The 13,274-nt window shown below is 39.9% G+C and carries 13 protein-coding genes; all 13 read right to left on the minus strand.

All coding sequences use genetic code 11. The features are described from left to right. Positions 1 to 31: 31 nt before the first annotated feature. On the minus strand, positions 32 to 1,048 hold the full coding sequence (locus tag F1560_RS13375) for an ABC transporter ATP-binding protein (RefSeq protein ID WP_149475128.1): 1,017 nt from the start codon (positions 1,046 to 1,048) through the stop codon (positions 32 to 34). A 5-nt stretch (positions 1,049 to 1,053) separates the two neighbouring features. Beyond that, positions 1,054 to 2,004: a C40 family peptidase gene (locus F1560_RS13380; protein ID WP_149475129.1), complete on the minus strand. Its 951-nt coding sequence runs from the start codon at positions 2,002 to 2,004 to the stop codon at positions 1,054 to 1,056. 57 nt (positions 2,005 to 2,061) lie between these two features. Beyond that, a complete protein-coding gene (locus tag F1560_RS13385; RefSeq protein WP_149475130.1) occupies positions 2,062 to 3,162 on the minus strand; it encodes a dipeptide epimerase in 1,101 nt (366 codons plus the stop codon). A gap of 47 nt (positions 3,163 to 3,209) precedes the next feature. Further along, complete coding sequence (locus F1560_RS13390) at positions 3,210 to 4,127, minus strand: S66 peptidase family protein (RefSeq protein ID WP_149475131.1); 918 nt, start codon at positions 4,125 to 4,127, stop codon at positions 3,210 to 3,212. Positions 4,128 to 4,309: 182 nt separating this feature from the next. Next, positions 4,310 to 5,974, minus strand: coding sequence for a peptide ABC transporter substrate-binding protein (locus F1560_RS13395; protein WP_149475132.1), 1,665 nt, complete (start codon positions 5,972 to 5,974; stop codon positions 4,310 to 4,312). Between the two features lie 16 nt (positions 5,975 to 5,990). Continuing rightward, positions 5,991 to 6,998: an ABC transporter ATP-binding protein gene (locus F1560_RS13400; RefSeq protein WP_149475133.1), complete on the minus strand. Its 1,008-nt coding sequence runs from the start codon at positions 6,996 to 6,998 to the stop codon at positions 5,991 to 5,993. Between the two features lie 8 nt (positions 6,999 to 7,006). Continuing rightward, on the minus strand, positions 7,007 to 7,963 hold the full coding sequence (locus F1560_RS13405) for an ABC transporter permease (protein ID WP_149475134.1): 957 nt from the start codon (positions 7,961 to 7,963) through the stop codon (positions 7,007 to 7,009). Position 7,964: 1 nt separating this feature from the next. After that, positions 7,965 to 8,897 (minus strand): ABC transporter permease, encoded by a 933-nt coding sequence (locus F1560_RS13410; RefSeq protein ID WP_149475135.1) that lies wholly within the window; start codon positions 8,895 to 8,897, stop codon positions 7,965 to 7,967. Between the two features lie 103 nt (positions 8,898 to 9,000). Continuing rightward, complete coding sequence (locus tag F1560_RS13415) at positions 9,001 to 9,825, minus strand: M55 family metallopeptidase (RefSeq protein WP_149475136.1); 825 nt, start codon at positions 9,823 to 9,825, stop codon at positions 9,001 to 9,003. A 240-nt stretch (positions 9,826 to 10,065) separates the two neighbouring features. Continuing rightward, complete coding sequence (gene murA / locus F1560_RS13420; protein WP_149475137.1) at positions 10,066 to 11,391, minus strand: UDP-N-acetylglucosamine 1-carboxyvinyltransferase; 1,326 nt, start codon at positions 11,389 to 11,391, stop codon at positions 10,066 to 10,068. 35 nt (positions 11,392 to 11,426) lie between these two features. Next, positions 11,427 to 12,140 (minus strand): YwmB family TATA-box binding protein, encoded by a 714-nt coding sequence (locus tag F1560_RS13425; RefSeq protein ID WP_149475138.1) that lies wholly within the window; start codon positions 12,138 to 12,140, stop codon positions 11,427 to 11,429. A gap of 188 nt (positions 12,141 to 12,328) precedes the next feature. Further along, positions 12,329 to 12,559 carry a DUF1146 family protein gene (locus F1560_RS13430; RefSeq protein WP_149475139.1) on the minus strand — a complete coding sequence of 77 codons (231 nt, stop codon included), beginning with the start codon at positions 12,557 to 12,559 and terminating at the stop codon, positions 12,329 to 12,331. Between the two features lie 245 nt (positions 12,560 to 12,804). Further along, positions 12,805 to 13,200, minus strand: a complete 396-nt coding sequence (locus tag F1560_RS13435; protein WP_149475140.1) for a F0F1 ATP synthase subunit epsilon — start codon at positions 13,198 to 13,200, stop codon at positions 12,805 to 12,807. Positions 13,201 to 13,274 lie beyond the last annotated feature (74 nt).

The raw sequence follows: 13,274 nt of genomic DNA on the forward strand, positions 1-13,274 counted from the left end.
TTTTATAATGCTCGAGAAAGCAATGATCAGATTAATGAACAGTTAACGTTTCTGAATTGCGTTTGATTGATTTTTTATTATTAATTGTTTCATCATATAAATGACAGGCGACGAAATGTTCCTGTTCTACCTCCTGCCAGACCGGTTTCACTTGTGAACATACCTCCATTGCCATCGAACAGCGCGTTCTGAAGACACACCCACTCGGTGGATTCGTTGGACTAGGTAACTCGCCTTCTAAAATGATTCGTTCTCGTTTCTCTTCAATATCCGGATCTGGAATTGGAATTGCAGAGAGCAATGCCTGTGTGTATGGGTGGAGCGGATTTTCATAGAGCTGATTGCTTTCTGTTAGCTCTACCATATTTCCTAAATACATCACTCCAATACGATCTGAAAATTGCTTTACCATCGACAAGTCATGCGCAATAAATAAAAAGGTGAGCCCTTTTTCTATTTGTAGTTCTTTTAACAGATTGACTACTTGCGCTTGCACGGATACATCTAATGCAGAAATTGGCTCATCTGCAATAATAAAGTCTGGGTCTAATGCAAGGGCACGTGCAATTCCAATTCGTTGACGCTGTCCCCCACTAAATTCATGCGGATAACGATTAGCATGATCTCGGTTCAAGCCAACCTCTTCTAAAAGCTGATACACTCGTTCCAGCTGAGCCTTCTTGTTTTTGTATAACCCATGAACCTCCATTGGTTCTGAGATTACTTCCCTTACCGTCGATCTTGGATTTAAGGATGCATAAGGATCCTGAAAAATCATCTGCATTCTCCGGTAAAATTGAAATCGCTCTTTTTCAGATAATGCATGAACATTCTCATTATCAAAAATAACATCTCCAGCGGTTTTATTATATAGACCAAGGATCGTACGGCCAATTGTCGATTTCCCGCAACCAGATTCCCCAACTAAGCCAAAGGTTTCTCCTTTATTCACATGAAAGCTCACATCATTTACAGCCTGTAGCATGGTACCTTTCCCCATATCAAAATACTTTTTGAGGTTTTTGACTTCTAGTATTTTTTCTTTCATGTTGATTACTCCCCTTCATTGCGCCAGTAGCGTCTTGCCGCACACAATTCTTTTTCATATTTCGTTCCTGTTAGAGTAATGATTTCAATTCCTTTGCCGGTTTGCGGGGAATGTAACATCCTGCCATGTCCATAATAGATTCCGACATGATGCAGTCTTCCTTTCCCTTCCTCATATGCGAAAAACAGTAAATCCCCCGGCTGCAGTTGATTAAAATTGACTGGTTCGCCTGCATTTGCCTGATCACCAGCATCACGTGCAATTAGATAGCCATTTGCTTTATGGGCAGCATAAGCTAATCCTGAGCAATCATAGCCGAAAGAGCTCATTCCTCCCCAGAAATAATCAAGTGTCTGGAAAGGTTCGACCGCTTTAACAATTTCATCACCACTTCCTTTGGTAATTCCTTTGTCGGATGGAAAAATATGTAGTGCTTCTGTTGGTAAAAACTGTATGCCATGTGGCGTTACCACTTTTGTTCGTATTCCATCTATTGATTTGACAGGTAATATTGTCATATAGCTAAGCTTCATTCCTTTTGCTCCTGCTTCTGATTCGAGCCACACTTTGTCCTGTATAACGGCTGCCATTTGATTGGTGAGCCAATCTTTTTGATTTACTTTTTTCAATTGTTTTAATGGAACCCATCCAGGGTAGCCACGTTCATCTTTATGTGATGGCTGTGAAGGTATTACAACATGAGCCCAATCCGCATGAATATCTATAATTTCTACAAGCTCTCCGTATAAAGCCTGCGTTTGTACACGATTTTCATTACAAAGAGCAAGGCTTTCTTCATAACTTAAACGGCTGAGCCAATTATCAATATCTGTTGGATTCGCTGTTCCTGCTTGGTCGATAGTTCTCGCAGATTGCGGTTCTGTCCAAACTGTAGCTACTTGAACAGCAGTAACCCACATTTCATCAGAAAATTGTTCAAACGTTTGATTAGTCATTTGAAAAACTCCTTTCTTCTCTAGAGTAGTGTGTGGTAATCGCGTTCGCACCCGAGATTACGATTTTTCTACAATATATTTCTCCTCAATCGTTTGTATCCCGAGACCTGCTGCATTCCCTAATTTGATTTGATTACGTTTATAGCTAATTCCCCCATTGGCAATGTCCCCTGTTAACATTAAAGGTGCATCTAGGTCATAACGCGTTACGTTAGGCTGGCTTGCTGCGAAATGGGCTGCAGCTGTAATACCAATTTTTGTTTCAATCATGCTTCCGACCATACATTCTACGCCATAAGCTTCAGCAACTTTCGCAATTTTTATCGCCTGATGGATTCCGCCGGACTTCATCAATTTAATATTAATTAAATCTGCCGCCCCTATTTCGAGAACACGCTTTGCATCATAGACGGAGAATACACTCTCATCCGCCATTATCGGCGTGTCTGTATTTTCCGTCACATATTTTAACCCGTCTAAATCATACGCGATAACCGGCTGTTCAATTAACTCAATTTCTAAACCAAGGTCCTCCATACGTCGAATTGCGCGAACGGCTTCTTTTGCCTGCCAGCCTTGATTTGCATCTAAACGAATTTGGATGTCGGGTCCAATTTCATTTCGGATTGCTTCAATCCGCTTGATATCTGTTGCAATCTGGTCTTTACCTACTTTAATTTTTAAAACGGAAAAGCCGTTTTGTATATAATTTTTGGCATCCTGAACCATTTCATCTGGCGTGTTCACACTTACGGTATAATCTGTTTCAATCGCTTCATGTGCCCCACCAATAAGTTGATAGAGTGGGAGATCTGCCTGCTTTGCGATACAGTCATAAAGTGCCATATCCACTGCTGCCTTTGCACTCGTATTACGTACCATACTGTTTTCTATTTTTTGAAAAAGGATTTCTCGCATTTGAAGCGTTTCTCCAATTAGTAGGGATTTAAAGATAGATTGAATCGCGTAATCAATACTTGCTAGACTTTCGCCAGTGATTACATGTGTTGGTGGTGCCTCTCCCCAGCCGACTATCCCACCTTCACAAGTTACTTTGACAATAATCGTCTCGGCAACTGTTACGGTGCGTAATGCTGTTTTAAAAGGGGTATGTAATGGAATTGCTCCTCGGTATGTTTCGATTGATTTTATTCTCAAAGCGCTCACCTCCAATAGTTCCTTTCTACAACCTATTCACTTACCGCCTATCTCACCCCCGGTTCTATCAGTAAGCGTTTTTCTGCCGTTGAAAGTTTTGCATTTACACCTAGTGGTACGGAAAAGTGAGGAAAGCAGTGGCCAATTTTAAACCCACTCATAACAGGACCTGGAAACGCTGAAAAATAATCCATAAATACTTCCTCAAGCGTTAATGAAGGGTTAACAGTTGGATCTGCTTCAGCAAAATCAGCTAGAATAACGCCTGCAGCATCACGTAATTTTCCTGCCAGCCTTAATTGATTCAGCATCCCATCTATTCGATATGGCTCTTCCCCAATATCTTCTAATAGTAGCAGCTTGCCTGCTGTCTCTAACTCATACGGCGTACCAAGCGTGCTCACAAGCAACGAAAGATTTCCGCCGATTAGCTGGCCAGTCGCTTCTCCGGGGGCATAAACCTTTAACGGGGAGATAACCTCTGTATAATCCAATTGTGTTGGGATAAATAATTGCTTAAATAGCTGTGCTGAAAATGGATCAAAGTCATTTTTCCCTATATCAGAGGCAAGCATTGGCCCATGAAAAGTGATGAGTCCTGTTTGTTGCCGGATTGCTGTATGTAAGTACGTAATATCACTATATCCCCAAATAATTTTTGGGTTTTGTCGAATCAGTTCATAATCAATACGATCTGCTATCCTTCCTGTTCCGTATCCACCGCGCGCAAAAACAATTGCCTTTACTTTCGTATCTGCCATCATTTCATGCAAATCGCTAAGTCGCTCCTCATCTGTGCCAGCTAAAAACCCTAGTTTTTTCATGATATTTCTTCCTAGCTTCACACGAAGACCCAGCTCGTTAAAAAAAGCAAGTGCTCGTTGTAGCTTCTCCTGATCTGGTGGTCCAGCAGGTGCAGTGACACCAATTGTATCTCCCTTTTGAAGGCGCATCGGATGAATCATTGAATCCCACCTTTCCTTATGTATATGTACTATTAAAATGAAACTACTATATGCTTCTATGAAAATGGGAGAGACTCACATACAATGTAAGTGAGCCACCCTCCTGACACGCCCAGCACCAAAGCCGTAGCGAGACTCCCTCACCTCGGTACCTCGCTAACTGGGCGCTCCGCTTTTATTCTTTAATTTTTATCCGCATACTTCAAATCAAAATATCCTACCGGATGACGAAGGATCCCCTCGACACCATCCGCTTGCAATACAACTGTATTGTAATAACGAAGTGGAACTGCAATCATTTCCTCTGCAAGCAGTCTTTCTGCCTCATACAGATACTCATAGCGCTGTTCTTCATCAGTTTCTGATTTTCCGTTGGCAATTAGTTCATCATATTCCGCATTTGACCAGCCTGTGCGGTTCATATAGGAATCGGTAATAAAGCTTTCTAGAAAGTTAACCGGGTCACTATAGTCATTGATAAAGGAGCTACGCGAGAATTGCAGCTCTAGGTTTTGCTGCGCCTCGGCAAATACGTTCCACTCTTGGTTTTCTAATGTCACATCAATACCAAGACTGTCGGTTAGCATGCCTTGAACGGTTTCTGCTACTGCTTTATTCAAATCACTTGTGTTGTACGATAATACAACTGGAGGGAGCTCGTCATAGCCTTCCTCTGCCATTCCTTCCTCTAATAACTGCGTTGCCGAATCTGGATCAAAGGATACAAGGTCGCCATTTCCATCGCGGAAGTCTCCTCCAGAAGGAGTCGTGAATCCAGGTGAAACAAATCCATAAGCAGGCTCGACACCATTTTTCACCACATAGTCAGCAATATCCTGTCTGTTGATTGCATATGCAAACGCCTGTCTAATTTTCTTGTTTTGGAATGGTTCTTCTGTAATATTAAAACGGAAGAATTCCAACCCACCGTAATTTCCAATATATACGTTATCCCCATCAATTAACTGATCCGATAACTCTGGTGGAATGGTTGCAGTATCCAAATCACCTGTTTCAAACATTTGGTATTGTGTATTCGTATCATTTACCATTGCAAAATGTACCTTATCTAATTTAACTGCATCCGCATCCCAGTATTCTGTGTTTTTAGCGAATACCATTTCTGTATCATGTGTCCATGACTCCAGCATGAACGGTCCATTTGCTACAAATGAATCTGCTTCTGCATGCCAGCTTGGGTTATCGGCTGCGACCTGATGGTTTACCGGGAAAAACGCTGGATTTGTTAACAGATCCAGGAAGAATCCAGTTGGTGCTGCAAGTACAACTTCTAACGTTTTGTCATCTACAGCTGTGACAGCTACATCATCTGCTGAACCTTCCCCATTATTGAATGCTTCTCCACCTTCAATAAAATAACCAAGAAATGCTGCAGATGAAGCTGTGTTGGGATCAAGCATATATTTCCATGCATATACAAAATCCTCTGCTACTACTGGATCACCATTTGACCAGTTTGCATCCTCTCTTAGATAGAATGTATACGTTAATCCATCCTCTGAAATATCCCATGATTCTGCGACACCACCGGCTGCGACGGAATCCTCATCCAATCTTGTCAATCCTTCCATGAGGTTATTTAATGGATCCCATGAAACAGCGTCAAAACCAATGGATGGATCTAGTGATGTCGGCTCTACGCCATTGTTTAAACGAAGTACTTTCTCACCTGGATCCTCCTCTACCGCTTCCGCATCATTTGTGTCCGTTTCTGTTTCTCCTTCGTCACTTTCCTCCGGATCTTGCCCTGCATCTTCATTGGCTGTACATGCTGCAAGGACGACAACTGTTGTCAGTGCCAGTAAAAATAAAAGTAACTTCTTCATTCTGTTTCCCCCTTTTTTATTTAGATAATGGTACTGCAGTTAATAGCTGTTTAGCCCGTTCATCTTGTAACCAACAGTTCACTTGATGTGATTCTGTAAGCTCCTTACTCGCGGGATAAACTTTATCACACACCTCCATCGCAAATGGGCACCTGGCAGTGAATGGGCATCCTGCAGGAGGTGAGAATAAATCCGGTGGTGTTCCATCGATTGGAATCAACTTTTCGCCTTTTAAGTCGAGACGAGGAACAGAATTCAATAAACCTTGTGTATAAGGGTGTTGTGGCTTATAGAAAATTTCACGCTTTGTTCCGGTTTCAATAATTTTACCGGCATACATCACTGCGATTCGATCGGCAATCTTTGCGACAACTCCAAGATCATGTGTAATCAAAATAATCGATACACCTGTTGCAGCTTGAATTTTTTCAAAAAGCTCGAGAATTTGCGCTTGGATCGTTACATCAAGTGCAGTTGTTGGCTCATCAGCAATCAGAAGATCTGGTTCACAGATTAATGCGATTGCAATTACAATTCGTTGACGCATCCCACCACTAAACTGATGTGGGTACTGCTTTAGACGTTCTTCCGGGTTCGAAATTCCAACTAGATCCATCATCTCAATTGCTTTTTTCTTCGCTTCCTTACTTGATACACCATGATGCGAAATCAACCCTTCCATTAGTTGTGTGCCAATGGTTAAGGTTGGGTTAAGTGCTGTCATAGGGTCTTGAAATATCATAGAAATATCAACACCTCGAATCGAACGCATCCGTTTTTCTGAGTATTTGGCAAGATCCTTCCCTTTAAAAACAATTGAACCAGCTGTAATCTTCCCAGGTGGGTTCGGAATCAAGCGCATGATTGCGTTGGATGTAACACTTTTCCCACAACCTGATTCGCCTACAATTGCTAGTGTTTCTCCCTTATTTAAATGAAAATCAACTCCACGGACGGCTTTTACGGTTCCACCATAGGTCGTAAAGGTCACTTGAAGATTCGTAACTTCTAAGATTTTTTCCATGCGCTCACCTACTTTCTCAATTTCGGATCAAGTGCATCCTGCAAGCCATCTCCTAATACATTAAAAGCAAACATTGTAAAGGAGATAAAGAATGCTGGGAAGAACAATGTCCACCAATTTCCTGAAAGAATAGCTCCCAATGAGTCATTAGCCATTACACCCCAGCTTGCAAATGGAGACTGAATCCCTAATCCAATAAAGCTTAAAAAGGCTTCCGCAAAAATTGCTGAAGGAACCGTTAATGTCATCTGTACGATAATTGGCCCCATCGTATTTGGTAATAAATTTTTTCGAATGATTCTTGAAGATCTAGTACCGAATGATTTCGAAGCGAGAACAAATTCATAGTTTTTGATTTGCAGAACCTGCCCCCGCACAATTCGGGCCATCCCAACCCATCCGGTTACTGTAAGTGCAATAATGATTGTTGATAGACTCGGACCAAGTACGACAAGCAGTAAAATGACGACTAATAAATACGGTAATCCATATAAAATTTCAATGATACGCATCATTACATTATCCGTACGGCCACCTTTATAGCCAGAAATACCGCCCCAGATAATACCGATCGTAACATCAATAAGCGCAGCCATTAATCCAACGAATAACGAGATTCTTGCTCCATACCATGTTCTCGTGAATACATCTCTACCTGCATTATCCGTCCCAAACCAGTGCTCTTCCGAAGGAGGTTGGTATTGATTAGGCAAATCCTGTTGGTTAACCTCATACGGAGATAGAATTGGCCCAAATATAGCCATAATTGCTAGAATCACTAAAAATACTAATCCCAACATTGCAAGTTTATTCTTCAGCAGCCTCCTCCATGCATCCTTCCAATAAGATAACGACGGTCTTGAAACTATCTCAGCTGCTCCTTCGTCTTTTTCTTTCCACTTAAACCATTCATCTGGGATTTGAGAAGGGGAGTGCATAGCCTTGCCATCTTTCGTCGCTTTCATATTACTCCCCTCCCTTTCGATGAAACTTAATGCGTGGATCTATTATTCCATAGGCGATATCAACAAGAAACAGCATGATAATTAAAAATGCACTATAAAATACAGTGGTCCCCATGATAACTGGATAATCCCGTTGGTTAATACTTTCAACAAAATATTTCCCCATTCCTGGAATCGCAAAGATCTGTTCAATGACAAATGTTCCTGTTAAAATACCTGCGAGTAAGGTCCCCATAATCGTAATAACGGGCATTAATGCATTGCGAAGTGCATGCTTAAATACAATTTTCCATGGGGATAACCCTTTTGCTTTCGCCATTTTTATGTAATCCTGTGTCAATACTTCAAGCATTGTCGAACGAGTAAGTCTTGCAATAATCGCCATCGGCCCAGTCGCAAGTGCAGCAATTGGGAGAATCATATGTGCTGGGCTTGACCAAGTTGCAGTAGGTAGTAAACCCCATGTCACAGCCACCTGTTGAATGAGCAACGTCGCCAAAATAAAATTCGGTATCGATATGCCTAGCACAGCAATCCCCATCGCTAAATAATCAATCACACCATTATGTCGTAAAGCAGCAAGGATACCTAAAATAATTCCAGAAATAACGGCGACGATAATAGTTAAGATTCCTAGTTCAAACGAGATTGGAAACCCTCTTGACAATAAATCATTTACCGATTGATTCGGTTGTTTAATCGACGGTCCGAAATCAAATGTAGCGATAGATTTCAAATAAAGGAAGTATTGAATATGATAGGGTTGATCCAGATTATAATGCGCTTCTAAGTTAGCACGAATGGTTTCATTTGATGACTGATCACTATTAAATGGTGAGCCAGGTATACTGACCATTAGAATGAATGTAAGGCTAATAATAACCCACAATGTTACGAGCATAATTAAGAACCGTTTAAGTATATACTTCAGCATGACCTTTCCACCCCCGGAATAAATTCCTTCTCTATTATTTCGTGTCATACGTCCATTTAATAGTTACGTATTATATAGCACACCAAATACAGCGCTTACATTACTATGAAAACTTTGTCTGCAAAGCAAGCTCAATCATAACTAGCATAGCTTGGTAGGCTTCAAGAATGTCATCCGCTTGAAAACCAACAATTGTTGTCCCAGGTTCAATCCAGGTTTTCGGCATTAAATTTGCCCATTCTGCTTGACCATAATTATTAAACTCAATTCGTAGCAATGGTTTTTCAGGAGGGACTAGCGGTTTTACTTGACTTCGATTCTCTAATGCTTCGTTCGCCTTTAATTTCAAAAGCGCTTCTGCTTTTTTGGGAGTCATGCTTTTAACTGCTGACCTTGAAATCGTTTCCTTTACTACAACTGTTGTTACATTCGGAATGAGCTCTTTCGCTTCCTTTGCTGCCTGATCATCACCAGACACAAGCAAAATCGGGACTCCATAGTAACCAGCAACATAGGCATTCAATCCCATTTCTCCAATTTCATGATCATTTATATAAATTTGACGTACAGCATGAATCATGGAATGAGATAACACACCAAACTGACTAGCACGTGCATGATAACCGATAAACATTGCTCCACCATATGTATCATCTAACCCTTGAACCATTGAAAACGGCTTTGCATCACCCGTAATCAGCGATGCTTCTGGATGAAGCTCATCAATGAGGATGTTATTCATTTTTGAATGACTATCATTGACAAGAACTTCTTGGCAGCCAAATTTAAAGCCTGTCTCAACCACGGTATTTACTTCGTTCGTCATAATTCTTCGTGAACGTTCATAATTATGTTCGCTTGAATCAACATAGGTATAATCGGGTATACCTGTAATCCCTTCCATATCTACCGATAGGTATAATTTCATATCGTTTTCTCCCTATTACAACATTCATTGTTTATTTTTTCTCAATTTTAACACATCATTAGTAAAAAGAGAAGTTTGAATTTTCTAGAGTCTAACGCTTGTAAATCACAACTAAAAATCAAATTTTTCAAAATAAAACAGGAAAGTTCTCATCTGCACCATATTACCTAAAAAAACGCATCAAAAAACAGGTGTGCCGACAAGACTTCACCTGTTTTTATATCCACTATAAAATTATGATTAAAACTCAGCTGCTATTCTTGCATTTGATATATCAAGCACAGGTTGTACAGATTCTTTACTTTCATCAATACGATTAATATCTGCACCAAGTGCTGCCAGTTTTCCAACGATGTCTACATAGCCTCTATCCAAATGCTTAAGCTCTGTCACACGTGTATGGCCATCGCCAACTAATCCAGCCAAGATTAAAGCTGCTGCTGCACGAAGATCCGTTGCTGCTACTTCTGCACCTTGAAGGTCAGATAACCCCTCAATGATTACACTACGCCCTTCAATCTTCATGTTCGCATTCATTCGTCTAAATTCTTCTACATGCATAAAACGGTTTTCAAAAACGGTCTCCGTAATTACACTTGTGCCTTTCGCACGAAGCATTAATGCCATCATTTGAGACTGCATATCTGTTGGAAACCCTGGATGTGGCAAAGTTTTAATATCCGTAGCTTTTAAATCATCGGATCCAATAACACGAATACCTTCTTCTTCTTCAATAACCTTTACATTCATTTCTTCCAATTTCGAAATAACGGAACGTAAATGTTCACTTACTGCATTTTCGATTAAGACATTTCCACCAGTAATTGCAGCTGCAACCATGAATGTTCCTGCTTCAATACGATCAGGAATAATGGAATGCTCCACTCCACACAGCTTTTCCACACCATGAATACGAATTGTTTCTGTACCGGCACCAACAATTCGTGCACCCATTTTATTCAAGTAATTTGCTAAATCTACAATCTCTGGTTCTTTTGCACAGTTTTCAAGGATTGTTTTGCCTTCTGCAAGTGCTGCTGCCATCATAATGTTCTCAGTTGCTCCAACACTTGGCATATCTAAATAAATCTTTGCACCCTGAAGACGACCATCTACCTTTGCCTCTACAAAGCCATTGCCAACATGAATGTCGGCCCCCATTGCTTCAAAACCCTTTAAATGTAAATCAATTGGTCTTGAACCAATCGCACATCCACCTGGCATCGCAACCTTTGCGTGTCCATAACGGGCCAATAGCGGTCCCAAAACAAGTACAGAGGCACGCATTTTCCGTACATATTCAAATGGTGCTTCTGTCTCCAAACGCTTCGAAGCATCCACATATACTGTGTTGTTCTCAGCATCAAAATCAACATCCGCATTCATATTTCTTAAAACTTCGTTAATTGTATATACGTCAGCTAAAACGGGGACTTCTTTAATTACGCTTTTTCCTTCACTAGCGATAAGGCTTGCTGCTATCACAGGAAGTACTGCATTTTTAGCACCTTCAACGCGAACAGTGCCATTCAGTTTCTGTCCACCTCTTACGATGATTTTCTCCATGTTTTTAAATCTCCTTCAGATCCAATTTCACTATATTAATATTCATGTATTAGGATAGGTGTTCCTATCGTAAATTGCAGTTCGTCTTTTTCATTCGTTGCTACAGCTAATTGCAAATTCATCGGGGTACCTTCAATCATAAAATGTTGTTTCCATAAATCTGTATACCCGTATATGATTTTTTTATGTGTCAAATTTTCAATCGTGTCGAATTGTGTCTCAATATGTTGTAAATTAAAATAGTTTATAATTTCACTAACAAGAACATCGCCTTTTATTATACCACTAAAATCACTCGTCAGACAAGCAAATATTTTTGACGGTTCTGTTAAATATTTATCCATTATCGTACGCTTAATTGAAAGGTAGTTTTTTTCAATTTGCTCGTCCCATTTCGTGCCTTCTATTACTGCAATTAACTCTGCTTTTAATGCAGTATCCTTGGGGATAACAATCGTATATGTTACCTCCATCGCTTCCTGTTTATAGTCTTCCCTAAGCAAATATTTTATAGCATTTTCATCTTCGCTCCTAGTGACTAAACTACCATTTTTCATTTTATCTAATTGCCCCTCAGCTTGCTTTATCGTTACATTCTCTTTTATTGTAACCTGCCAGCTTTCAATGGGGATTCCATTGTTCATTGTAAAGTTAACTAACTCAATCATTTCCTCGGACTCCATACCCCCCGCTACTGGTTTCGCAGTGATAAACAAAAATAACACTAATAGAATGGATATTTTTCTCATAATAAAATCCCCCTGTATTAAACGAATAGCATTAGTTTAGACAGAGAGACCAAATTACATACCTTACAAATTACGACAAAACAATAGATTACTAGCTTTCTAGCTTCGGATAAATCCAACAATCAACATTTGCAATAGATTATCATGAAAAATAATACATGTAAACCTTGTAAGAGATCTAAATTACACTAAAAAAGATAGATAAGATCGCTAGACCATCTTAAAATATCAAGGAAAAATCCACTTACCCCTGTTCCAATGACAATTGCCAGAAACAGCAGAAAGATTCGTCCTTCCGTTGTTCTGCCTTTTTTTATGATTGGTTCAAAATTCATTGCAAGAATGATTCTCCACGTAATATAAATAAAGAGTAAATGCGAAATGATGCTAAATAAAGCCATTTGTCCAATTGAAAACATATTGACCACCTTTGTTTAATTGCTAATTGTTACATTGCCATGATTAGAACAAAATGTCAATGAATTATTCGTACAGTGAATGTGTCGATTTGTGAAGTCATTTACGATATTCCTTCATTTTAATTCCTCATTTCCCGGGAAATATCGACATAACAGAAGTAATTTTCTGTAAATAATGGTAATAAGTAGTATTCTTCTAATAAAAAATCTCTTACAACATCTAGTTATAAGAGATTTTCGTACAGTTAGCTACCTATATTCAGGCGATTTGTTGCGCGTTTGAGTGCTAATTCAGCCCGTATTTTATCAATATTATCTTGTTTAGCCTGCAGACGGCGTTCTGCACGCTCTTTTGCTGATTTTGCGCGTTGTATATCAATTTCTGAAGCCTTTTCAGCAGATTGAGCAAGAATCGTCACCTTATCTGGTTTGACCTCCATAAATCCACCATTAACTGCCAATTGTTTCGTCTCCGATCCTGTCTTGAGACGAACAGCGCTAATTTGTAATGGAGCTACAAGAGGAATATGTCCAGGTAAAATACCGATTTCACCAGTTTCAGCCTTACAGACAACCATATCAAAACTACCTTCTAAAACCGGACCACTAGGAGTAACAACACTCACTTCCAGTGTTTTCAATGTAACCCCTCCTAAGACTTGATAGAAGAAAGCTTTGATTTTACATCAGAGCTTCTTCAGAGATATCAATCCGA

The sequence above is a fragment of the Oceanobacillus polygoni genome, assembly GCF_008304605.1.
GTDB lineage: Bacteria > Bacillota > Bacilli > Bacillales > Amphibacillaceae > Oceanobacillus > Oceanobacillus polygoni.